The organism is Agrobacterium sp. 719_389 (assembly GCF_900188475.1).
In the GTDB taxonomy this organism is placed as follows: Bacteria; Pseudomonadota; Alphaproteobacteria; order Rhizobiales; family Rhizobiaceae; genus Agrobacterium; species Agrobacterium radiobacter.
This window is the reverse complement of sequence record NZ_FYEM01000011.1, coordinates 63,860-88,264: the sequence shown is the minus strand read 5'-3', so window position 1 is coordinate 88,264 and position 24,405 is coordinate 63,860. Positions and strand designations below refer to the sequence as shown.

Annotated in this window: 19 protein-coding genes; 16 read left to right on the top strand and 3 right to left on the bottom strand. The window is 60.9% G+C overall.

The genetic code is table 11. The features are described from left to right. Positions 1-71 precede the first annotated feature (71 nt). The 5 genes from CFB10_RS19560 (at position 72) to CFB10_RS19540 (ending at position 7,175) form a co-directional block, all read left to right on the top strand. Positions 72-551, top strand: a complete 480-nt coding sequence (locus tag CFB10_RS19560) for a formate dehydrogenase subunit gamma (RefSeq protein WP_020009859.1) — start codon at positions 72-74, stop codon at positions 549-551. Continuing rightward, positions 548-2,104 (top strand): NADH-quinone oxidoreductase subunit NuoF, encoded by a 1,557-nt coding sequence (locus CFB10_RS19555; protein WP_020009860.1) that lies wholly within the window; start codon positions 548-550, stop codon positions 2,102-2,104. Before CFB10_RS19560 ends, CFB10_RS19555 begins: the two co-directional genes overlap by 4 nt. Positions 2,105-2,108: 4 nt before the next feature. Beyond that, positions 2,109-4,991: a formate dehydrogenase subunit alpha gene (gene fdhF / locus CFB10_RS19550; protein WP_020009861.1), complete on the top strand. Its 2,883-nt coding sequence runs from the start codon at positions 2,109-2,111 to the stop codon at positions 4,989-4,991. A gap of 71 nt (positions 4,992-5,062) precedes the next feature. Continuing rightward, the gene (locus CFB10_RS19545; RefSeq protein WP_003505676.1) at positions 5,063-5,407 is read left to right on the top strand and encodes a formate dehydrogenase subunit delta; all 345 of its coding nucleotides are present in this window, start codon (positions 5,063-5,065) and stop codon (positions 5,405-5,407) included. 115 nt (positions 5,408-5,522) lie between these two features. Then, on the top strand, positions 5,523-7,175 hold the full coding sequence (locus CFB10_RS19540; protein WP_026363536.1) for an OFA family MFS transporter: 1,653 nt from the start codon (positions 5,523-5,525) through the stop codon (positions 7,173-7,175). Positions 7,176-7,287: 112 nt separating this feature from the next. Here the strand turns inward: CFB10_RS19540 and CFB10_RS19535 are convergent, their stop codons facing one another. Genes CFB10_RS19535 through CFB10_RS19525 form a run of 3 tightly spaced genes read right to left on the bottom strand, consistent with a single transcriptional unit; the run spans position 7,288 to position 9,869 of the window. Further along, a complete protein-coding gene (locus CFB10_RS19535) occupies positions 7,288-8,184 on the bottom strand; it encodes a dihydrodipicolinate synthase family protein (protein WP_020009863.1) in 897 nt (298 codons plus the stop codon). 29 nt (positions 8,185-8,213) lie between these two features. After that, on the bottom strand, positions 8,214-9,095 hold the full coding sequence (locus CFB10_RS19530; protein WP_020009864.1) for an SMP-30/gluconolactonase/LRE family protein: 882 nt from the start codon (positions 9,093-9,095) through the stop codon (positions 8,214-8,216). 54 nt (positions 9,096-9,149) lie between these two features. Then, positions 9,150-9,869 carry a FadR/GntR family transcriptional regulator gene (locus tag CFB10_RS19525; RefSeq protein ID WP_020009865.1) on the bottom strand — a complete coding sequence of 240 codons (720 nt, stop codon included), beginning with the start codon at positions 9,867-9,869 and terminating at the stop codon, positions 9,150-9,152. A gap of 301 nt (positions 9,870-10,170) precedes the next feature. On the opposite strand from CFB10_RS19525, the gene CFB10_RS19520 reads away from it, so the two are divergent. The 11 genes from CFB10_RS19520 to CFB10_RS19470 all read left to right on the top strand — a co-directional run bounded on the left by CFB10_RS19520 (position 10,171) and on the right by CFB10_RS19470 (position 24,405). Further along, positions 10,171-12,120, top strand: coding sequence for an ABC transporter substrate-binding protein (locus CFB10_RS19520; RefSeq protein WP_020009866.1), 1,950 nt, complete (start codon positions 10,171-10,173; stop codon positions 12,118-12,120). A gap of 121 nt (positions 12,121-12,241) precedes the next feature. Then, positions 12,242-13,228, top strand: coding sequence for an ABC transporter permease (locus tag CFB10_RS19515; RefSeq protein WP_003505682.1), 987 nt, complete (start codon positions 12,242-12,244; stop codon positions 13,226-13,228). A 9-nt stretch (positions 13,229-13,237) separates the two neighbouring features. Beyond that, entirely contained in the window at positions 13,238-14,362 is a 1,125-nt protein-coding gene (locus CFB10_RS19510; protein WP_020009867.1) for an ABC transporter permease, read from the top strand. 7 nt (positions 14,363-14,369) lie between these two features. Then, positions 14,370-16,094, top strand: a complete 1,725-nt coding sequence (locus CFB10_RS19505) for an ABC transporter ATP-binding protein (RefSeq protein ID WP_020009868.1) — start codon at positions 14,370-14,372, stop codon at positions 16,092-16,094. A 43-nt stretch (positions 16,095-16,137) separates the two neighbouring features. Further along, on the top strand, positions 16,138-17,325 hold the full coding sequence (locus CFB10_RS19500) for a galactarate dehydratase (protein WP_003505685.1): 1,188 nt from the start codon (positions 16,138-16,140) through the stop codon (positions 17,323-17,325). Next, the gene (locus tag CFB10_RS19495; RefSeq protein ID WP_026363537.1) at positions 17,312-18,178 is read left to right on the top strand and encodes a galactose mutarotase; all 867 of its coding nucleotides are present in this window, start codon (positions 17,312-17,314) and stop codon (positions 18,176-18,178) included. The genes CFB10_RS19500 and CFB10_RS19495 overlap by 14 nt, the downstream gene beginning before the upstream one ends. A gap of 136 nt (positions 18,179-18,314) precedes the next feature. Next, a complete protein-coding gene (locus CFB10_RS19490; RefSeq protein ID WP_026363538.1) occupies positions 18,315-19,115 on the top strand; it encodes a FadR/GntR family transcriptional regulator in 801 nt (266 codons plus the stop codon). 78 nt (positions 19,116-19,193) lie between these two features. Beyond that, positions 19,194-20,702 (top strand): ABC transporter substrate-binding protein, encoded by a 1,509-nt coding sequence (locus CFB10_RS19485; RefSeq protein WP_026363539.1) that lies wholly within the window; start codon positions 19,194-19,196, stop codon positions 20,700-20,702. A gap of 65 nt (positions 20,703-20,767) precedes the next feature. Beyond that, positions 20,768-21,715: an ABC transporter permease gene (locus CFB10_RS19480; protein ID WP_003505689.1), complete on the top strand. Its 948-nt coding sequence runs from the start codon at positions 20,768-20,770 to the stop codon at positions 21,713-21,715. A gap of 11 nt (positions 21,716-21,726) precedes the next feature. After that, positions 21,727-22,599 (top strand): ABC transporter permease, encoded by an 873-nt coding sequence (locus CFB10_RS19475; RefSeq protein ID WP_020009872.1) that lies wholly within the window; start codon positions 21,727-21,729, stop codon positions 22,597-22,599. A gap of 21 nt (positions 22,600-22,620) precedes the next feature. Beyond that, positions 22,621-24,405, top strand: a complete 1,785-nt coding sequence (locus tag CFB10_RS19470; protein ID WP_020009873.1) for a gamma-glutamyltransferase family protein — start codon at positions 22,621-22,623, stop codon at positions 24,403-24,405.

Genomic DNA, 24,405 nt, shown 5'->3' with positions numbered 1-24,405 from the left:
GGGGCTGCGAAGGGATTTCACCATATCCCGCTCATCATTCCTTGCCCCCGTCGGTTTGGGAGGACTGGCTTATGAATATCAGAGTGGTTGCCGCAGATGAGGCGGCCGGTGTTTCCGCCGTCATTGACGAACATCTCCACCTGGAGGGGCCGCTGCTGCCCATTCTGCACGCGGTGCAGGAAGAATTCGGCTACATCCCGGAAAGCGCCAAACAGATCATCGCATCCGCGCTGAACATCTCACGCGCGGAAGTCCATGGCGTCATAACCTTTTATCCTGATTTTCGCGATCATCCGTCCGGCCGGCATGTCTTAAAGCTCTGTCGCGCCGAGGCCTGCCAGTCGATGGGTGGCGAGCCTCTTGCGGACACCATCAAGACCCGGCTCGGCCTCGACTGGCACGAAACCGCCGCTGACGGCTCTGTCACGCTGGAACCCGTCTTCTGCCTCGGGCTTTGCGCTCAGGCACCGGCCCTGATGCTGGACGACGAAGTCCATGCCCGCCTTGACGAGGACTGTCTTGGCGACATTCTGGCGGAGGCGCGCCGATGAGTGTCACCGTTTTTATTCCCGGCGATTCCGCCGCGCTGGCCGTCGGCGCAAACCGTGTGGCCGAAGCGGTCAGCCGCGAGGCGACCAGCCGCAATCTCGATGTGCATATTGTCCGCAACGGTTCGCGCGGCATGCTCTGGCTTGAAGTGCTTGTGGAAGTGCGCACCGAGCATGGCCGTATTGCCTACGGGCCGGTCAAGGCCAGCGACGTTGCTTCGCTCTTCGATGCGGGTTTTCTGACCGGCGGCGGGCATCGTCTCTGTCTTGGATTGACGAAGGACATTCCGTTCCTGAAAAGCCAGACGCGTCTCACATTTGCGCGTTGTGGCGTCACCGATCCGCTATCGCTTGAGGATTATCGCGCCTATCAGGGCATGAAGGGCCTCGAAAAGGCCGTCGCCATGGCGCCGCTGGAGATTGTTGCCGAGGTGACCGAGAGCGGCCTGCGCGGACGTGGCGGCGCGGGTTTCCCGACGGGTATCAAATGGAAGACCGTTGCGGATGCGGTCGCCGACCAGAAATACATCGTCTGCAATGCGGATGAGGGCGATAGCGGCACCTTCGCCGACCGCATGATCATGGAGGGTGATCCCTTCGTATTGGTCGAAGGCATGGCGATTGCCGGCCTCGCCGTTGGCGCGACGAAAGGTTTCATCTATACGCGCTCGGAATATCCTTACGCCATCAAGGTCATGCAGCAGGCGATCGAGATCGCCCGGCGCGAGGGTATTCTCGGCCCGTCCGTGCTCGGCTCCGGCCGCGCCTTCGATATGGAAGTACGCATGGGCGCGGGCGCTTATGTCTGCGGCGAGGAAACCTCGCTTCTGAACAGTCTGGAAGGCAAACGCGGAACTGTTCGCGCCAAGCCGCCGCTGCCTGCCCTGCAGGGCCTGTTCGGCAAGCCCACCGTCGTCAACAATGTGATTTCGCTCGCCTCCATTCCGGTCATCATGGATCGCGGCGCGGCGTTTTATCGTGATTTCGGCGTTGGCCGTTCGCATGGCACCATCCCGATCCAGCTTGCCGGAAACATCAAACATGGCGGGCTTTATGAGACCGCTTTCGGCCTGCCGCTCGGACAGCTCGTCAATGATATCGGCGGCGGCACGATCACCGGCCGTCCCGTCAAGGCGGTGCAGGTGGGTGGTCCGCTCGGCGCCTATTTCCCGGTTTCCTTATTCGACACGACCTTCGACTACGAGGCCTTCACCGCCGCCGGTGGCCTGATCGGCCATGCGGGTATCGTGGTTTTCGATGGCACGGCCGATATGCTCCGCCAGGCGCGGTTTGCGCTTGAGTTCTGCGCGGTTGAAAGTTGCGGCAAGTGCACGCCCTGCCGTATCGGCTCGACGCGCGGCGTCGAGACGGTGGACAAGATCGCGCTCGGCATCGAGCGGGAGAAAAACACCGCACTCCTCGAAGACCTCTGCGAAACCATGAAATTCGGTTCGCTCTGTGCGCTCGGCGGCTTCACGCCCTATCCCGTGATGAGCGCGCTCCGGCATTTCCCGGCTGATTTTGCCCCCATCCCACGTGTTGAAGCGGCGGAGTAAGACCATGGCCCTTGTGACAGAATTCGACTATGGAACCCCCAAATCCCTCGCGACCGACATGGTGACGCTCACCATCGACGGACGTCAGGTAACCGTTCCGGCCGGAACGTCGATCATGCGCGCCTCGCGTGAAGCGGGCATCGATGTTCCCAAGCTCTGCGCTACCGATATGGTGGATGCCTTCGGCTCCTGCCGTCTCTGTCTTATCGAGGTGGAGGGCCGTAACGGCACCCCCGCCTCCTGCACCACGCCGGTCGCTGCCGGTCTCGTCGTGCACACGCAGACGGAGCGGCTGAAGCAGATCCGCAAGGGCGTGATGGAGCTTTATATCTCCGATCACCCGCTCGACTGTCTGACCTGCGCCGCCAATGGCGACTGCGAACTGCAGGATATGGCGGGTGCCGTTGGCCTGCGCGATGTACGTTACGGTTATGAAGGCGACAACCACGTCAAGGCCCGCGGCGGTGATGGTGATCTCAATGCCCGCTGGATGCCAAAAGACGAAAGCAATCCCTATTTCACCTATGATCCTTCCAAATGCATCGTCTGTTCCCGCTGCGTGCGCGCCTGCGAGGAAGTGCAGGGCACCTTCGCGCTGACGATCGAAGGGCGCGGTTTTGAAAGCCGCGTCTCGCCCGGCGCGCATGAGGCGTTCCTTGATTCCGATTGCGTTTCCTGCGGCGCCTGCGTGCAGGCCTGTCCGACGGCGACGCTTACCGAAAAATCGGTGATCGAGATTGGCCAGCCGGAACATTCCATGGTCACGACCTGCGCCTATTGCGGTGTGGGCTGCTCCTTCAAGGCGGAAATGCGCGGTGAAGAACTGGTGCGCATGGTGCCGTGGAAGGACGGGCAGGCCAATCGCGGCCATTCCTGCGTCAAGGGCCGTTTTGCCTATGGTTACGCCACCCACAGGGACCGCATTCTCAACCCGATGATCCGTGAAAAGATCAGCGATCCATGGCGGGAAGTCACGTGGGAGGAGGCCTTCTCTCACGTTGCCTCGGAGTTCCGGCGTATCCAGGGGCAATATGGCCGGGAATCCATCGGCGGTATCACCTCGTCCCGCTGCACGAATGAAGAAACCTTCCTCGTCCAGAAGCTCATCCGCGCCGGCTTCGGTAATAACAACGTTGATACCTGCGCCCGCGTCTGCCATTCGCCGACGGGTTATGGTCTCGGTCAGGCTTTCGGCACCTCCGCCGGCACGCAGAATTTCGACAGCGTCGAGCAGTCCGATGTCGTGCTTGTGATCGGCGCCAATCCGACGGATGGCCACCCTGTTTTCGGCTCGCGGCTGAAGAAGCGGCTGCGTCAGGGCGCAAAACTCATCGTCATCGATCCGCGCCGCATCGATCTCGTGCGTACGCCGCATGTAGAGGCCGCTTTCCATCTGCCGTTGCTTCCGGGAACCAATGTTGCCGTGCTGACGGCACTGGCGCATGTGATCGTCACGGAAGGGCTGTTCAACGAGGCCTTCATCCGCGAGCGCTGCGATTGGTCGGAATTCGAGGACTGGGCGGCTTTCGTGGCCGAGCCGCAGCACAGCCCGGAAGAGACGGAACGTTTCACGGGCGTTCCGGCGGAAGATCTGCGTGGTGCTGCCCGGCTTTATGCCAAGGGCGGCAATGGCGCGATTTATTATGGTCTCGGTGTCACCGAACACAGCCAGGGTTCGACCACCGTCATGGCGATCGCCAATCTGGCCATGGCGACCGGCAACATTGGTCGTCCGGGCGTGGGCGTCAATCCGCTGCGCGGCCAGAACAACGTGCAGGGTTCCTGCGACATGGGATCTTTCCCGCACGAGCTTCCGGGCTACCGGCATATTTCAGATGATGCGACGCGCGACGTCTTCGAGAAACTCTGGGGCGTGAAACTCAACAACGAGCCGGGGCTGCGTATCCCCAATATGCTCGATGCGGCAGTGGATGGCAGCTTCAAGGGCATCTACATTCAGGGCGAGGATATTCTGCAATCCGACCCGGACACGAAACATGTGTCCGCCGGTCTCGCCGCCATGGAATGTGTCGTGGTACATGACCTCTTCCTGAACGAGACGGCGAATTATGCCCATGTGTTCCTGCCGGGTTCCACCTTCCTTGAAAAGGATGGCACCTTCACCAATGCCGAGCGCCGTATCAACCGGGTGCGCAAGGTCATGTCGCCGAAGAACGGTTATGCCGACTGGGAAGTGACGCAGAAGCTGGCGCAAGCCATGGGTCTTGCGTGGAATTACGCCCATCCGTCCGAGATCATGGATGAGATCGCGGCAACGACGCCGAGCTTTGCCAGTGTTTCCTACGCCTATCTGGAAGAAAAAGGCTCGGTGCAGTGGCCCTGCAACGAGAAGTTCCCTGACGGTTCGCCGATCATGCATGTGGACGGTTTCGTGCGTGGCAAGGGCAAGTTCATCCGAACGGAATATGTGGCGACGGATGAGCGCACCGGGCCGCGTTTCCCGCTGCTGCTCACCACCGGCCGCATCCTGTCGCAATACAATGTCGGGGCGCAGACACGGCGCACCGAAAACGTCGTCTGGCACGAGGAGGATCGTCTCGAAATCCATCCGCATGATGCTGAACAGCGCGGCGTGAAGGATGGCGACTGGATCAAGCTCGGCAGCCGGTCTGGAGACACGACGCTGAGAGCGCTGATCACCGACCGTGTGGCGCCGGGTGTGGTCTATACGACCTTCCACCACCCCGGCACGCAGGCAAATGTCATCACCACCGACTTCTCCGACTGGGCCACCAACTGTCCCGAATACAAGGTGACCGCCGTGCAGGTCTCGCCCTCCAACGGGCCGACCGAGTGGCAGGAGGAATATGATGCGCTTGGCCGCCGTGCACGGCGCATCGCCGGCAAGCTCGAAGCGGCGGAATAAGGAGGGCCGGGTGCGCCCGGCCTTGTCACACACAGAGGCGTCGGCTGACGGTCGGCGCGGGGGAATAGGTCATGTTGCTCAACCACACCGATGAAAAGCTGGTGAGAATGGCGAACCAGATCGCGACATTTTTTCTGTCGCAGCCGGAAGATATTCGCATCAACGGTGTCGCCACGCACATCAACAAGTTCTGGGAGCCGCGCATGCGACGCCGGTTCTTCGAGATGGTGGATGCCGGGGCCGGTGATTTTCTGCCGCTTGTGCTTGCTGCGTCGAAGGAGATCAAGCGGCCCGGTGATCCGGCAGCCGATGCGGTTGGTCTCGGCGGTGATGCGAAGGGCGCTCCGGGCGGGAAGGGCGCAATTGCGGGTGAGTCCCTTTCCGAGCCGAGCATACCCGAAAACACGGGGGCGTGAGCGGCACGACCACAATTCAGACTTTCCGCCGGACAGGAGGACGTCCGGCAATATCGATGTTCGCCTGGCGGGGCGAATTTGAGATGTCCAGACATTCACGAGGGAGGTAATGTCAATGGCAGTAGCAGACGCAACGGCGGGAGAGGCGGCGCAAGCCGGGTTTTTGGACCGCGAACGAATAATCGCAAGACCGGGTTTCAATCGCTGGCTGGTGCCCCCGGCGGCCCTTGCCATTCATCTATGCATCGGCATGGCTTATGGCTTCAGCGTGTTCTGGCTGCCGCTGTCGAAGGCGTTGCCGGCGACGGATCCAAGCTGCTCCAGCCTTACCCTTCTGGGCGCGCTGTTCACCACCGAGTGCAACTGGCGCGTGGCCGATCTCGGCTGGATCTATACGCTCTTCTTCGTTCTTCTTGGCTGCTCGGCGGCCATTTGGGGCGGCTGGCTGGAAAGAGTGGGGCCGCGCAAGGCCGGTTTCGTTTCCGCCTGCTGCTGGTGCGGCGGCATTCTGGTGGCGGCGGTCGGCGTCATGACCCATCAGCTATGGCTGATGTGGCTGGGCGCTGGCGTCATCGGCGGCGTCGGGCTCGGCCTTGGCTATATTTCGCCCGTATCGACGCTGATCAAATGGTTTCCGGACCGTCGCGGCATGGCGACCGGCATGGCCATCATGGGCTTCGGCGGCGGGGCGATGATCGGCGCGCCGCTCGCCAATCTTCTGATGAACAGCTTCAAGACGGATGTTTCGGTCGGTGTCTGGCAGACCTTCGTTGTCATGGCCCTGATCTATTTCGTCTTCATGATGGCGGGCGCCTTCGGTTACCGCATTCCGCCATCGGGCTGGCGTCCGGAAGGCTGGACGGCGCCTTCCGCCAAAAGCGCCATGATAACCCATCGCCATGTGCATCTGCGCGATGCGCACAAGACGCCGCAGTTCTGGCTTATCTGGGCGGTGCTGTGCCTCAATGTATCGGCGGGCATCGGCGTTATCGGCATGGCCTCGCCCATGTTGCAGGAAATCTTCGCCGGCTCGCTGATCGGCCTGCCGGGTGTCGGTTTCGCTGATCTCGATGCCGGGCAGAAGGCGCAGATTGCGGCCATTGCGGCCGGGTTCACCGGCCTGCTTTCGCTGTTCAACATCGGCGGACGTTTCTTCTGGGCGTCGATGTCCGACAAGATCGGCCGCAAGAACACCTATTTCTGCTTCTTCATTCTCGGCATCGTTCTTTATGCGCTGGCGCCGACGCTGGCGACGATGGGCAACAAGGCGCTGTTCGTTCTGGCCTTCGGCATCATCCTGTCCATGTATGGCGGTGGTTTTGCGACCATTCCCGCTTATCTCGCCGATATCTTCGGCACGCAGTTCGTCGGCGCAATCCACGGTCGCCTGCTGACAGCCTGGGCGACTGCCGGCATTGCCGGTCCCGTCGTCGTCAACTACATCCGCGAAGCGCAGATCGCGGCGGGTGTCGCGCCCGGGCCGGCGCTCTACACCAGCACCATGTATATTCTGGCGGGCATGCTGGCGATCGGCCTCGTGGCCAACGCCTTCGTGCGGCCGCTTTCGGACAAGTGGTTCATGTCGGACGCGGAGGTCGCGGCGCTGCAGGCCAAGACGGCGGCAGCCAATGCCGGCCCCACGGGTTCCTTCGGCATCGGACGCGGCGGGCTGGACGCCAAGGCGGCACTGGCCTGGATTGCGGTCGGCATTCCGCTTCTCTGGGGCGTGTGGGTGACCATGAGGAGCAGTCTGGCTCTGTTCGGCTGAACATCCATGACCCCTTCGGTGGCGCAGGATTGCTGCGCCACCCGCAACGAACATGCCGGCCGATGGCCGGCATGTTACATAAACAAAATGCAGCTTGCCGGTAACTGGTCCGTCAACGCCAGCTGGCGAGCAGCCCTTCAAGCGTCTTGCGATCCTGTTCGTCCAGACGGGCAAGTCCCGGCGCTCGAACCGGGCCAACCTTTAGGCCAAGGATTTCCATGGCTTCCTTCACCACTGTCACGTTTGCGCCGTTGCGATAGCGCGTCCGCAGCCGCTCGAAGAGTTCGATCTTTTCAACGACCTTCCGTGCCGTTGAAAAATCGCCTGACGTCAGGGCCTCATGAACCTCAAGCGAGAATTGCGGAGCCACGTTGACGAGGCCGGATGTGAAGCCGCGGGCGCCCACTGCCGAAAAGGCGGGCGCCCAGCTTTCCGCGAGGCCGCAGACATAGAGCGCGCCCTTCTGATCGGAAGCGGCTATCGCACGCGACAGAAGCATGATGTCGGTCGTTGCGAACTTGATGCCAGCAACATTCGGATGGCTGGCAAGCCTCACCATGTCATCGACCGAAAAACCGTCGGCGCGGACATAGGCAACCAGCGGCAGCTCGCTGCCGTCAGCCAGGCCGATGAAATAGTCGATCTGCGACTGAGGCGCTGCAAAGGGGTCGACCGGCTGATGGGACATGACGGCGGATGCGCCCATCTCCCTTGCCTGGCGCGCCATGGCGAGAGCCTCGCGCTGCGAGCGTCCAATCGCCGCCGTCACCGGGGCTTTGCCATCAACACCTTTTATCGCGGCTTCGTAGACCCTGAGAATCTCGGCCGGTGTGAGAGCGTAGAATTCGCCGGTATTGCCGGCTGCAACGATGTTGTGGATGCCCGCCCTTGCAACGCGGGCATAGACCTCGGTCGTGACATCAATATCAACTTCCCCGCCGGCCTCATACGCTGTTACGGGAACGCCGGAGATGCCGTGCAGGGCCTGGCGAAAATCAAATGTCGTCATCAACTGGTTTCCTCAAGATGAAAGCGTCTTCAGATGGAAAACTTGTGTACGGCTGCCCCCGCAACGGGTGCGTCAAAGGCCACGAGGGTGCCCGGCGTGGCTATTCCGTCCGTCTCGGTGACGAGACTTGTGAGATAGATCGTTTTGAGATCAGGACCGCCGAAACACGGCATGGTCGGCCCCCTGAACGGCAGCCTGTAAATCTCAAACAGCTCGCCATCCGGTGAAAAGCGGTTGAGACGTCCGGCCTGAACGCCGGCGCTCCAGTAACAGCCTTCGCAATCGGTCGCCGCGCCATCCGGCCTGCCTTCGTCCGGTGCGAAATCGTGAAGACGTTCGGCCGGCCCGAGCCGGCCCGTCGCGACATCGAAATCGAACGCCTGATACATGAGACCGCTGCTGTCGGAATGATACATGCGCCTGCCATCCGGGCTCCAGGCGAGCCCGTTAGAGGTGAACATGTCGCCATCGATGATGCGCTCTACGCCGCCATCCGGCGCGACGCGATAGAGGCGTGCATTGCCCGTCTGTATCGCGGCCTCGTCGCGGGTCCCCACCCAGAAATGGCCGTCCGGGCCAACCTTCCCGTCGTTGAGGCGGCTGTCAGGCCGCCCTTCGTCAGGGTCGCACAGAAGTTCGAGTTTTCCGGTCGCGGGATCAAGAAGATGCACGCCGGTCTTGAGACCCGCCACGATCAGGCCATTGTCGCAAAGACCGAGACATCCCACCTGGGCGGGCATATCATATCTGTCGAGTTTTCCGCCCGGATGCAGGCAGAAAATGGCGGGGGCGAGAATATCGACGAACCACAGATTGCCGGTCCGCTCATCCCATGCCGGCGATTCTCCAACCTTCAACGGCGTATCGATAAGGGAGCGGAGTTTTGGCTCTATGATGCGCGGCTGGCTCACTGATTATTCTCCATCGCCCTATAGGGCCTCATCCTTCGAATTGCGGAAACGGTTCTAGCTGCCGACGCCCTGAAACATGCGGGCGCGCGCCTTGAGGATGTGGTCTTTCATCGCGTCATGCGCGGCCTGCTCCTGCCGCGCAAAGATTGCTTCCACGATTGCCGTATGCTCGTTCTGCACCTCGCGCACATGTTGCGGCGTGCGCTTGAGGCTGAGGCTGCGTGTCACCGACTGGCCGATCGCGAAATGCGGCTTGAACCAGATCCGCACGGTGATGTGGAACTGGTTATGGCTCGCTTTGGCAATGGCTTCGTGCAGGGCAAAGTCTTCCTCCGCACCGAGATCGTTGCGCTCCAGACATTGTTCCAGCGCTGCAATGGCCTGCTCGATGCGGGTTTTGTCGGCGGCCTGCCAGTTGCGCGCCGCAAGTTCGGCCGCCGAAGATTCAAGGCCGGACCGGAATTCGAAAAACCGCTGCACGTCTGCAAGCGAACCGACAGGCACCTGTTGCAACACGGACGAATCAGGCTGCTGGCGCACATAGGAGCCCGATCCCTTCTGGGAGACGATGAGGCCATCGTTCCGCAGCCGTTCCAGGGCTTCGCGCACGACCGGCCGGGAGGCGCCGAACAACGACGCCAGATTCTGTTCCGATGGCAGCCGTTCGTTCACGGGAAACCGCCCGTCGGAAATCATGCCGATGATTTTTTCGTAGATGATGTCGCTCAGCCGAGTCTCGCCTCGAGCGGCGGCAGATGCGGTTTGATTGTCCATCAGCAGCCCTTCCGTTGCAAATCGCTGAAGTTAATGGGTTTCCTGCATTTCAATCGCAACAGAAATACCGGGGTTTTTGTGAGCGAGAGGGCTGTTGTACCGATTTTTTCTTCAAGCCGGATCCTGAAAACCGGTCTACGAATAAAAAATATGTAAAAATCTGTCAATACTTGTAATCATCTGAAAACGCTCATATGGTCTGCCACTGCCGGTGGAGGATCGGCGTGCTGGCTGGCCGGGAGGGCTGTCGCGGTACGGTGAAAACCGTTTCGCTGCCGGTGATTTTTTGGGAGGATTGTCGATGCGCGATGGCGAAGCATTTTCACTGGGCGTAACGCGCCGAACCTTTATGGCGGGGCTTGGCGGCGTGGCCGCCCTTTCCGTCATCGGGACCTCGGCGCGGGCTGCTGCCGGCAAGCAGGCGCCGCAACTGGAGGCGCTGGTAAAGGACGGCAAATTGCCGCCCCTGGCCGAGCGTCTGCCGAAAAACCCGATGGTGGTGACACCGCACGAGAAAATCGGCTCCTATGGCGGCACCTTGCGTCGCGGCCTGCGCGGTTCGTCGGACCATAACGGCATCCTGCGCATGGTCGGCAATCAGGGGCTGGTTCGCTGGAACATGGACTTCACCGAGGTTCTGCCGAACCTTGCGGTGAAGTGGGAAGTCAACGACGATGCTTCGCAATTCACCTTCCATTTGCTGGAGGGCGCGAAATGGTCTGATGGTCATCCCTTCACGGCGGATGATGTGGTGTTCGCCATCGAGGACTGCATCAAGAACAAGGAACTTTACAGCGCCACACCGGCGCAGCTCTCCGTCGCGGGCAAGGCGGTCGATGTCGAAAAAGTCGATGATTTCACGGTAAAGTTTAAATTCGCAGCGCCGAATGCGCTTTATCTCGAAAATCTCGCCACACCGCTCGGCCAGCATCCGACGCTGTTTCCGAAGCATTATTGCAGCAAGTTCCTGCCGAAATACAATACGGCGCTCGATGCCGATGTGAAGGCGGCGGGTGTCTCCAGCTGGACCGAACTGTTCCGCGCCAAATGCGGCGATATCGAAATTCCGTCCCGCTGGTCGAATGTCGACAAGCCGACGCTTGATCCATGGGTGGTGAAGGAACCCTATTCCGGCGGTGCGACACGGGTGGTCATGACCCGCAACCCTTACTTCTGGCAGGTTGATACCGAAGGCAACCAGCTGCCCTATATCGATGAAATCAATTTCGGCATTTCGCAGGATGTCGAATCGCTGATGCTGAACGTCATTTCCGGCAAGATTGACATTCAGGAGCGCCATATCAGCGTTCTCGCCAACAAGCCCACCTTGTCGCAGAACATGAAGAAGGGTGACTACCGCCTGCTGACGCTGGTGCCGTCTGCTTCGCAGCAATGCCAGATCTACCTGAACATCACCCACAAAGACCCGGCGATGCGCAAGATGTTCGCGGACAAGTCCTTCCGTCAGGCGCTGTCGATCGCGCTCAACCGGCAGGAAATCATCGACATCGTCTATTTCGGCCAGAGTGAGGGGTATCAGGCCGGGCCACGCCCGACACACCCCTGGTATAATGAAAAGCTGGCGCGCCAGTTCACCGAATATGATGCCGACAAGGCGAATGATCTTCTCGACAAGGCCGGTTACGACAAGAAGAACGGCAACGGCATGCGGTTGCGGCCTGATGGCCAGCCCGTCTTCTTCTCGATCGACGTCATCCCGACGCTCTATCCTGATCTCGTCGATGCGCTGGAACTGGTGAAGGCGCAATGGGCGCAGATCGGCGTCGACATCAAGGTCAACACCATCGAACGCGCGCTCTATTATACACGCGGCGATGACAACGCCCATGATGCCGCCGTCTGGCCCGGCCCCGGTGGTCTCGATCCGATGCTTGATCCGCGCGATTTCTTCGCTTTCCATCCGCAGGGGTCGCGTTACGCCATTCCGTGGGCGCTCTGGTACACCTCGAATGGCCAGAAGGGCGAAGAGCCGCCGGAAAGCCAGAAGAAGCGCTTCAAGCTGTTTGACGAGGCGCGCTCGACGGCCGACCTTGCCAAGCGCGGCGAGAAGATGAAGGAAATCTTCGATATCGCGGCGGAAGAGTTCGAGACGATCGGTCTCTGCCTTGCCGTGGGTGGTTTCGGCATCATCCGCAATAATCTGCGCAATGTGCCGGAAACGGAACCCGACAGCTGGACATGGCCCAACCCCGGCCCGGCGCTGCCGCAACAGTTCACCTTCACAAGCTGATACCACCACATGGGCGTCGCTGCCGTAACGCGGCGACGCCTCTCAGGTTGTTTCGACCACGCGCATACCGTTTCCTTAGTGGAAGGCGGTGCGTATGGCACAATGTGATTGCGAGAGCGACATGCTGCTTTTTATCGTAAAACGCCTGCTGTGGATGATACCGTCCCTGTTTGCCGTCAGTTTCCTTGCCTTTGTCCTGATCCAGCTGCCGCCCGGCGACTATGTGACGACCTATATCGCCACGCTGGCCGCCTCCAACGAGGTCATCGACCACAATACCGCGGCGCAGCTGCGTGAACGTTTCGGCCTCGATGATCCCATGATCGTGCAATATCTGAAGTGGATATGGGGCATCATCAGCCGTGGCGATTTCGGCATTTCGTTCGAGTGGCAGCAGCCGGTTTCAGGCCTCATCTGGGAGCGCATGGCGCTGACGCTGGTTCTCGCCATCGCAAGCCTTCTCGCCACCTGGGCCATTGCACTTCCGATCGGCGTCTTTTCCGCCGTGCGCAAATATTCGATCGGCGATTATCTCTTCACCGCCTTTTCCTTCTTCGGCCTTTCCATACCCTCGTTCCTGCTGGCGCTGGTGCTGATGTATGTGGCGGCGGTGGAGTTCGGGGCCGATGTCGGCGGGTTGTTTTCAGCCGAATATGAAACGGCCTCCTGGAGCATCGCCAAGATGGTTGACCTTATGGCCCATATCTGGCTGCCGGTCGCCATTCTTGCCGTGTCTTCCACCGCGAGCCTCATCCGCGTCATGCGCGCCAACATGCTGGACGAGTTGCCCAAGCCCTATGTGACCACGGCGCGGGCGAAAGGCTTGTCCGAGTTCAAGCTGCTGACGAAATACCCGCTCAGAATTGCGCTCAACCCGTTCATTTCCACGATCGCATGGCTTTTGCCCAATCTTATTTCGGGCTCCGTGGTGGTCGCCATCGTGCTCAATCTGCCAACGGCCGCCCCCCTGCTTCTGCAGTCGCTGATGGCGCAGGACATGTATCTCGCCGGCGCTTTCGTGCTTCTGATCTGCGCGCTGACGCTGATCGGATCGCTTATCAGCGACATCCTGCTTGCGCTGGTCGATCCGCGCATCCGTCTCGAATAGGAGGGCGCCATGAGCGATATCACCATTACCACCAATGCCCGGCAGGACCGCGCCGCCGTCGCCTCGCAGTGGCAGCTCATCTGGTGGGCATTCAAGCGCCACAAGCTGGCCATGGCCGCGCTGTTCATCACCATTGCCATGTATATCGTTGCGCTGGTGCCCGGCTTCTTCGCCATCAACGATCCGGTGCTGCAGAACGCCCGCGCCACCTTCCACCCGCCGCAGCGCGTCCATTTCGTCGATACGACCGAGGGTTTCTCGCTCGGGCTGCATTATTATCCGCTGAAGCTGACGCGTAACCCCGAAACGCTGGCTGCGGTGTTCGTGGAAGATACGGCCAAGAAAATACCGATCCAGCTTTTTGGCAGGGGTTACGAATATTCCGTATTGGGCCTGTTCAATACGAATATCCACCTGCTGGCTTCCGCCGACAAGACGCGCCCGCTCTTCCTCTTCGGCGCGGACCGCCTTGGCCGCGATGTCTTCAGCCGCGTGGTGCAGGGTGCGCAGGTTTCCTTGTCGATCGGTCTCGTCGGCGTGTTTTTCTCGCTGCTGCTCGGCGTCGTTCTGGGCGGTATCTCCGGTTATTATGGCGGCCGCATCGATTTCGTCATGCAGCGCGTGATCGATTTCGTGCTGTCGCTGCCCACCATTCCCATCTGGCTGGCGCTGGCCGCCGCCCTGCCGCAGGGCTGGCCTGCCACGCTTCAATACATGATGATCACCATCATCCTGTCCCTGACCGGCTGGGCGCAGCTCGCCCGCGTCGTGCGTGGCCGCTTCTTGTCGCTTAGAACAGAAGAATTCGTGGCTGCGGCGCGGCTGGATGGCGTGCCCGAAGGGCGCATCATCTTCCGCCATATGCTGCCGAGTTTTTCGAGCCATATCATCGCCTCGGTCACGCTTGCTGTTCCGGCGATGATCCTTGCGGAAACCTCGCTCTCCTTCCTCGGTCTCGGCCTCCAGCCGCCGACGATTTCCTGGGGCGTGCTGCTTCGCGAGGCGCAGAACATCCGCTCGATCGCAACCGCGCCGTGGCTGTTCCTGCCGGGCGTCGCTGTTGTCATTGCCGTCATGGCGCTCAATCTGCTCGGTGACGGCCTGCGCGATGCAGCCGATCCCTATAATAAGTGAGGTCCTGATGAGCGACATTCTCTCCTTGAAGCCCGCCAGGCCACTGCTTGAAGTTCGCAATCTCGTGACCGAATTTCCGGTCAGAAACGGCGTCTTCCGGGCGGTCAACGACCTGTCTTTTTCCATCGATCCCGGCAAGACCCTCTGCGTTGTCGGCGAAAGCGGCTCCGGCAAATCCGTCACCGCCCGTTCGATCCTGCAGATCATCGACAGCCCCGGCCGCATCGCGTCCGGGTCGATCATCCTCAACCGCGCCGATGGGACGTCGCTCGATCTGGCAAAACTTGATCCGCGCAGCCGGGCCATCCGCTCGGTGCGCGGCGCTGATATCGCGATGATTTTTCAGGAGCCGATGTCTTCGCTGTCGCCCGTGCACACCGTGGGTGATCAGATCACCGAGGTCCTGCGTCTGCATCTGAAAATGAGCAAGGCACAGGCGCGGGCCGAGGCCATCGAGCTGCTGCGGCAGGTGGAAATTCCCAATCCCGAAAAGGCGCTGGATCGCTATGCTTTCCAGTATTCGGGCGGTATGCGCCAGCGTGCGATGATCGCCATGGCGCTGGCCTGCAAACCGCAACTGTTGATCGCCGACGAACCGACGACGGCGCTTGACGTCACCACACAGGCCGAAATCCTCGACCTGATATCGCGGCTGCAAAAGGCGCACGGCATGGCGGTGCTGTTCATCACCCATGACATGGGCGTGGTGGCGCAGATCGCCGATGACGTGCTGGTCATGCATCACGGCGTCGCCAAGGAATATGGCGCTGTCGAACAGATATTCCACAGCCCGCAGGACCCCTATACCCGCATGCTGATCGGCTCCGTTTTGAAGCTGGAGCAAAAGGCGGAAATCCGGCTTGCGCGGCCTCCACTCGATCTCACGGCTGCGCCGGTGCTGGAAGTGAACGACCTTTCCATGCACTTCGGTGAAATGAAGGCGCTGGATGGCGTGTCGATCAAGCTTCTCCCGGGCGAGACGCTTGGCATCGTCGGCGAAAGCGGCTCCGGCAAGACCACGATGGGCCGCTCTATCATGCGTCTATACGATCCGACCGGCGGCGAAATGCGTTATCGCCGGGCAGATGGCACGGTGGTCGATCTGGCCAAGATCGAAGGTGCCGAACTGAAGGCCGCGCGGCGTGAATTGCGCATGGTTTTCCAGGATCCTTTCGGCTCGCTCAATCCGCGCATGACGGTGGCGCAGGTCATCGGCGAACCGTTGCTGGTCAACGGCATTGCCAGGGGCAGGGAACTGGATGAACGCGTCTGCGCCCTGATGGAGCAGGTGGGTCTCGATCCTGCCGGGCGCGAACGTTACCCGCACGCCTTTTCCGGCGGCCAGCGCCAGCGCATCGGGATTGCCCGCGCCATCACCCTGAAACCGCGCATCATCGTTGCGGATGAGGCGACATCGGCGCTTGATGTTTCGGTGCGGTTCCAGGTGCTGGATCTGCTGATGCGTCTGCAGGACGAGCTTGGTCTCGCCTACATCTTCATCAGCCACGACATCGGCGTAATCAGATACATGTGCGACCGTGTCGGGGTGATGTATCGGGGCAAGCTTGTCGAGGTGGGAGACGCCGAAAAGGTCTGCAACGCGCCCGACCATCCCTATACGCAGGCGCTTCTTTCCGCCATTCCGCGCCCGGACCCGCGGGACCGGGACCGCACCCGCAGGTTCCGCTACGTCGAACCGCCCGAGATCAAAAACGGGATCGCCGCCCGATAGTGTTGCGCCCGTTGCGCGCTGCAATTGATGAGGAAGACTAAGCATGAAAATCGATCGCATGCGGGTATTCGTCACCCGCGACAAGGACCGCCCCCGCGTCATCGTCGCTCTCGATACGGATGACGGTTTGACCGGTTGGGGTGAATGTTACAACCACGGCCCCGATCTCGCCTTGCCGCCGGTGCTGGACTACCTCTACGGTTTCCTCGCCGGGCAGGACCCGACACGGGTTGAATATCTCTACAATCTCCTTCTCCAGCAGAACCGCTTTCCGCCCGGCGCGCTCGGTCTGTCTGCGATTTCGGCGCTTGATCATTGCCTGTGGGACCTTGCCGCCAAGGCGGCGGGCGTGCCTGTTTACAAGCTGCTGGGCGGCGAAGTGCGCGACCGCATCAAGGTCTATGCCGGCGTCTACACGGCGCCGGATGCGCCGGCGGCAAAGGAAGAGTTCGACCGCCTCAACGAGGGCTGGGGCTTCACGGCCTTCAAGCTCAGCCCGTGGCGCGTCGATATTCACGCCCATCGCTGGGGGGAGGTGGTGCGCAGTTCGGCGGACTATTTCCGCTCGCTTCGCGAGACCGTGCGGTCTGACTACGACATCGCCTTTGACGCCCATGCCAAGATTTTCGAACCCGCCGCCGCCCGCCAGCTTGGCAATGCGCTCGCCCCCTACGATCCGCTGTTCTTCGAGGAGCCTTTGCGTCCCGAAAACATCGAGATGTGGGGAGACTTGAAACAGGGGCTGAACTGCACTCTGGCAACAGGTGAAAGTCTCTATAATCGCAACGAGTTCCTGCGGCTTCTTCAGGTGAAGGGTGCGGACATCATTCAGCCTGACATCTGCGTCGTCGGCGGCATTTCCGAAATGCGCCGTATCGCCACGCTTGCGGAAGCCCATTTCGTCAGCATTGCGCCGCACAACCCGATGGGGCCGCTAGCCACCGCCGTCAACGTGCATTTCTCCGCCGCCCAGCAGAATTTCCGCATTCTCGAATACCGGCTGCCGAAAGGGCAATGCTACGTCTATGGCGGCACCGATCTTGAAAAACGCGAGGATGAAACCCGCTATGTCGTCGACCCCTATCTGCCGAAGGACGGATATCTGGAACTGAGGCCGGATCGTCCCGGCTGGGGGGTGGAAATGGATGAAAAAGCCATGCAGGAAGACGGTTACATTCACTGGCAGAGACGGGTGCCGAAACGGCCTGACGGCTCCTATGCCTTTGCCTGAAACGATCGCGATTGCCTGCGGGCGGCTCTCTGCCCGCCTGCGTCCCGCATGGGGCGGCAGGATGACCCATCTGCACCACGCGGACTACGGTGATATTCTGGCGCCAGCAACCGGGGAGGATTTCCAGCCGTTCAACTGGCCGCGCGCCGGCGCCTATCCGCTGTTTCCTTACCACAATAGGCTCTATGGCGGCTCCTTCGTTCATGCGGGCATCCGCCATGATCTCCTGCCGCATCCGGCCCTTGCACCTGATGCCATGCATGGGCCTGCGCACCGGCGAGCTTGGGAGATTTCCGGCCTGTCTTCAGATCGGGCGGGGCTGATACTCCACTATGAGGCTGACGGGGAATGGCCGTTTTCCTTCCGCGCTGAACAGTCTTTTCTGCTTGAAGACGCCGGCCTCACCGTGGACCTGTCGATCACCAATCTGGCGGATGCGCCTGCGCCGATGGCGCTGGGCTGGCATCCCTATCTGGCTGCAGGATTTGGCTGCAACGCGCGAACGAATGCAAGGAAGGAATATCCGCTGGATCCGCAGAACGTGCCGACCGGCCAGCCCGCAACCCCTCGCCACACAGCAGCCATTCCCGCAGCGACAGGATACACGCTGCACTACACAGACTGGTCAAATGCGCATGTCGAATTCGGCAGGTTTTCACTGCTGATCGAGGCCGATCCCGTTTTCGGTCATCTGGCTGTGCACCGCATGGACAGCTATCTTTGCCTCGAGCCCGTTTCCATGGCCGCCGGAGCGCTCGGCTTGCCGGAGGCGCAGCGGGAAGCGCTGGCCGTCAGGATCGTAGCACCCGGCGAACATCTATCGGGGCGCATCAGGCTTTCCATCGGGCCTTAAAGAGAGCAGGGCGCGCGCGAACGCTATGCCCCTGCGTCCTATCTCCGCAGTCAAAAAAACGCCACATGCCCATATTTTGAGCGTCAAAAATTGTCGCTCAAAAATGCGCTTGACGTCGGCGAAAATTTCTCACCAAATGAACCAATGTAAGATTGGTTCAAGCAAATGGTGCGGTGTGGCGGCAGGCCCTAACGACAATTCCAACTACGCGCTGGCGCGGTTGCGTGAATATATTCAGGCGAATCATCTCGTCAGGGATGGCCGCCTGCCGACGGAACGGGCCTTTGCGGAGACTTTTAACGTCGGCCGCCGGTCGATCCGCCGCGCGCTGGAGGTTCTGGAAGCCGAAGGTCTTATCTGGCGGCGGCAGGGGGCGGGAACCTTTGTGGGTGAAAAACCTGATGATTGGTCCGCCCAGGTCACGGAATTGGTCGCCGGTACGGATTTCATGGAAATCATGGAGGTGCGCCTGCGCATCGAACCGCAGCTGGCGCAGCTAGCGGCGATGCGCGCCAAGCCGGCCGAGGTGGAGCGCATGCGTGCGCTGGTGGAAAAGACCGGCCAGAGCACGGATGCCGATGCCAAGGAATTGTGGGATGGGTCGCTACACCGCCAGATCGCCCAGAGCGCCGGCAACAAGCTGTTTCTCTCGATTTTCGATGTCATCAATCGTGTCCGCCAGGATGACGCCTGGCAGTCGATACGGGAACTCGCCCGACGCAGCGGAACAAATGTCAGGGCGTCTTTCGAACAGCACATGGCCATTGTCGACGCCATCGCCGACCGTGATCCGGCGCGCGCCGGTGAAGCCATGCGCCAGCATCTTCTCATGCATCAGGAAAGGCTGATCCGCGCCACCTCCCTCGGCTTTCTGGAGGAGGAAACCGGGGAGGGCACTGCGGCCGGCGCCGATAATTCGCTGACCGAGGCTTCTTAAGGCGGCTGATGAAAACTGTCGCCCCGTCAGGGGCGGCCAATGACAAAAAGTCAAAATAACCAGACCAGAGGAACGAACATGAAGAAAATCCAGACATTGACTGCTGCGCTGTTGGCAAGCGCATTCCTGACCACGCCGGCGTTATCGTCCGAATTGCGTATCGGCCTGAACGACGACGCCGATGTGCTTGACCCTGCACAGTCGCGCACCTTTGTCGGTCGTATCGTTTACACCGCCATGTGCGACAAGCTGGTGGATATCTCGCAGGACATGAAGATCGTGCCCCAGCTTGCCACCGAATGGGCCTGGTCCGAAGGCGGCAAGGTTCTGACCATGAAAATCCGCGATGGCGTGAAGTTCCACGATGGTGAAACACTGGACGCGGCGGCCGTCGTGGCCACCATCGAGCGCAACATGACGCTGCCGGAATCCCGCCGCAAGAGCGAGCTTTCGTCGGTCGAGAAGGTCGAGGCGACAGGGCCGCTGGACGTCAAGTTCACGCTGAAGACGCCTGATGTCACCCTGCTCGCGCAGCTTTCCGACCGCGCCGGCATGATCGTCGCGCCGAAAGCGGCCAAGGAACTGGGCGCGAATTTCGGTTCGAAACCGGTCTGCGCCGGTCCGTTCAAATTCGTCGAGCGCATCCAGCAGGATCGTATCGTGCTCGAGAAATTCGCGGACTACTGGGACAAGGACAAGGTCCTCGTTGATAAGATCGTCTATCTGCCGATCCCCGACACCACCGTGAAGCTCGCGAACCTTCGCGCAGGCGACCTCGATATCGCCGAGCGTATCTCGGCCTCCGATGCGGAATCCGTCAGGAATGACCCCAAACTGACCTATGCCGACGTCATCGGACCGGGTTACATGGCCATGTATGTCAACATGAACAATGGTGCGCGTGCGGATAATCCGCTCGGCAAGGACAAGCGCCTGCGTCAGGCGTTCTCCTATGCTATCGACCGCGAGGCCATCGGCCAGATCGTCTTCGAAGGGACGTCAAAGGGCGGCAATCAGGCTTTCCCGCCAACGAGCCCCTGGTTCAACCAGAACCTGCCGGTGCCGCCGCGCGATATCGACAAGGCCAAGCAGCTGATGAAGGAGGCGGGTTACGAGACGCTCGATGTCGAGCTTCAGCACGCCAACAACACCACGCAGACGCAGATGATGCAGGTCATCCAGTCCATGGTGGCCGAGGCCGGTTTCAACGTCACCCTGAAGGCGACCGAGTTTGCCACGCTCCTGTCCGAGCAGACCGCCGGCAATTACCAGCTCAGCCGTTCCGACTGGTCAGGACGTATCGATCCCGATGGCAACCTGCACCAGTTCGTCACCTGCAAGGGCGGCATCAACGATGTGAAATATTGCAATCCTGAAGTCGACAAGCTGTTGAACGAGGCCCGCGCTTCAACAGAAGATGCGGTCCGCAAGGAAAAATACGATGCCGCAAGCGTCATCCTCAACGATGATATGCCGATCATCTATCTCGGCCACCAGCCCTACGCCTACGCCATTTCCAACAAGGTCAAGGGCTGGGCGCCGTCGCCTGACGGTATGATCCGCCTTCTCGGCGTTTCCAAGGACTGACCGTTTCGCATGGGCCGCACGGCTTGCCGTGCGGCCCCAGACCGGACCCAAACGGGGGCAATGCCATGCCTGTTTACATCGGCAAGCGACTGCTGGTCGCGATCCCGACGCTTCTCATCATTTCAATCTTCGTTTTCTCGCTGCAGAAACTGCTGCCGGGCGATCCGGTTCTCGCCATGGCGGGCGAGGAGCGCGATCCCGCGACGATCGAATTCCTGCGCGAGAAATATCGCCTCAACGATCCCGTGCCGCTGCAATATATCAACTGGCTTGGCGGCGTGGTGACCGGCGATTTCGGTATTTCGCTGCGGTCCAACCAGCCGGTGCTGGAACTGATCGGCCAAAAGCTGCCGGTTACCATTCAGCTGGCTGTCATGGCGATGTTCTTCGCCATGGTGATCGGCATCCCCATCGGCATTCTGGCCGCCGTCAAGAAGAATACCTGGATCGACTACACCGCCAATATCGTTGCGCTTTCCGGCCTGTCGATCCCGAATTTCTGGCTCGGCATCATGCTGATCCTGCTGGTCTCGGTAAAACTCGGCTGGTTGCCGGCATCCGGTTATGAATCGATCTTCGTGGACCCTGTCCGTTCCATCGAAACGATGATCATGCCCGCCTTTGTGCTGGGCAATGCGCTTGCGGCAACGCTGATGCGGCACACGAGGTCTGCGATGGTTGCGGTCTTGAGTTCGGACTATATCCGAACCGCCCGCGCCAAGGGACTTTCGCCGCGCGAGATCATCCTGTCGCACAGTTTCCGCAATGCGCTTCTTCCCGTCATCACGCTGCTGGCGCTGCTCTTCGGGGAGCTGCTGGCCGGTGCGGTTCTGACGGAGCAGATATTCACCATTCCTGGTTTCGGCAAGATGACGGTCGATGCGGTTTTCACCCGTGACTATGCCGTCGTGCAGGGCATCGTTTTATGCACCGCCGTCGGTTTCATCCTCATGAATCTTCTGGCCGACATTGCCTATGTCCTGCTTAACCCCCGCCTCAGGGCGACGATCTGAGGCCTGATATCATGACCGTTCTCGATCAAAATCTATCCGTACCGGCGACACGGCAGGAAAGCCGCGCCTGGAAAAAAATGAAGCGCAACAAATCGGCGTTTGTCGGCATGATCATCGTGCTGTTTTTCGCCGTGCTTGCCATCGCCGCGCCGATCCTGCCGATTGCCGATCCGGTTGCGACCAGCTGGTCGGCCATCCGCAAGGCGCCGTCGGCGGCCCACTGGCTCGGCACCGACGATCTCGGCCGTGATATTCTCTCGCGCATGATCTATGGCGCCCGCGCCTCGCTGATGGCCGGCGTCGTCTCGGTGATGATCGCGGTGGTGATCGGCGTGCCCTTTGGCCTGATTTCAGGTTATTTCGGCGGCTGGGTGGATATGGTGATATCCCGCATCACCGAAGCGCTGCTCGCCATGCCCTTCCTGATCATGGCAATCGCGCTCGCCGCCTTTCTCGGCCCGAGCCTTACCAATGCGATGATCGCCATCGGCCTTTCCGCCATGCCGATCTTCGTGCGGTTGACGCGCGGGCAGGTGCTGGCCGTCAAGATGGAGGACTATGTCGAGGGCGCGAGGTCCATCGGCCTCAACCACATCGACATCATGACGCGTTACATCCTGCCGAATGTCTTTGCCCCCATCATCGTGCAGGCGACACTGACGGTGGCGACCGCCATCATTGCGGAGGCGAGCCTTTCATTCCTCGGCCTTGGCCAGCAGGCGCCGGCGCCATCCTGGGGTTCGATGCTGAATACCGCGAAGAATTTCCTCAGCCAGGCGCCGTGGATGACGATGTGGCCCGGCATCGCCATCTTCCTCGTCGTCATCGGTTTCAATCTTCTCGGCGACGGCCTGCGCGACGCGCTCGATCCGCGCGAAGCATGATTTTTTACAAGGAATATCGGAATGAATGAATTCACCACACGCCCTGAAATCCTTGGCACCTTCGGCGTCGTCACCTCGACGCACTGGATCGCATCGGCCGTTGGCATGGCGATCCTCGAAAAGGGCGGCAATGCTTTTGATGCCGCCGTGGCCACCGGTTTCGTCCTGCAGATTGTCGAACCGCATCTGTGCGGTCCCGGCGGGGATATGCCGGCCGTGTTTTACTCGAAGCAGAAGGACAAGGTGGAAGTCATCTGCGCACAGGGCCCGGCCCCGAGTGGCGCCACGATTGAACATTACACTTCGGAAGGCCTGAAGCTGATCCCCGGCGACGGGCTGCTCGCAACCGTCATTCCCGGCGCTTTCGACGGCTGGATACTGATGCTGCGCGACTATGGCACGATGAGCGTGCGCGAGGTGCTGGAGCCCGCAATCTATTATGCCGAGCACGGGCATCCGACGTTGCCGCGTGTCTCCGCCACCATCAAGGGCCTGGCCGATTTCTTCGAGAAGGAATGGCCGACATCCCATGAGACGTGGTTGCCGGGCGGCGCGGCGCCCGAACCTCACGCCAGTTTTCGCAACCCGGTTCTCGCCGCCACCTATCAGCGGATCGTCACCGAAGCCGAAGCGCGCTCAGGCCGCGAAAACCAGATCGAGGCGGCGCGCGATGCCTTCTATCGGGGTTTCGTAGCGGAAGCCATCGACAGCTACGTAAAGACCGCAGAGGTGATGGATGCCAGCGGCGCAAGGCACAAGGGCGTGCTGACGGCGCAGGATATGGCGGACTGGAGCGCGACCGTCGAAGCGCCGCAGACGTTCGACTATCAAGACTGGACGATTGCCAAGACGCCCGCATGGGGGCAGGGTCCGGTTCTCTTGCAATCGCTTGCGCTGCTGAAGGGCTTCGACATTGGGAGCATGGACCCGTCCGGCCCCGATTTTATCCACACCATCGTCGAAGCCATGAAGCTCGCTTATGCCGACCGCGAAGTCTACTACGGCGATCCGGAATTCGGCCAAATCCCGACGGAATATCTTCTCTCGGAAAATTACAATGCCGGACGCCGCGCGCTGATCGGCAGCGAGGCGTCGCTGGAGCTGCGTCCGGGCACCGTGCCGGGTTACCAAAAGCAGGTGGATGCCACCATGGCCATGCTGGCCGAAATGAGCGGCACCGGCACCGTCTACGAGCCGACCATGTCGCATCTGACGGAAAAGCGCGGGGACACGGTGCATATCGACGTCATCGACCGCTGGGGCAACATGGTCTCCACCACGCCTTCGGGCGGTTGGCTGCAATCCTCGCCCATCGTGCCGGGTCTCGGTTTCGCGCTCAATTCCCGCGCCCAGATGTTCTGGCTGAAAGAAGGACTGCCCACCTCGCTTGCGCCGGGCAAGCGCCCGCGCACGACGCTGACGCCCTCGCTTGCGCTGCATCAGGGACGCCCCTCCATGGTCTTCGGCACGCCGGGCGGCGACCAGCAGGATCAGTGGCAACTGCCCTTCTTCCTGCGTTATGCCCATCACGGCAAGAACCTGCAGGCCGCGATAGATATGCCGTTGTTCCACACCGCGCATTTTCCGGGCTCGTTTTATCCGCGCACCAGCTCGCCGGGGGAAATCACCGTGGAAAGCACCGTGGGTGAAGCGACCTTGCAGGAGCTTCGCCGTCGTGGACACCGCGTCACGGTTGCCGATGCATGGTCCGTCGGGAGGCTCACCGCCGCGCGGCGGGATGCGGACGGCCTGTTGCGCGCCGCCGCAACACCGCGGCTGATGCAGGCCTATGCGGTGGGGCGTTGA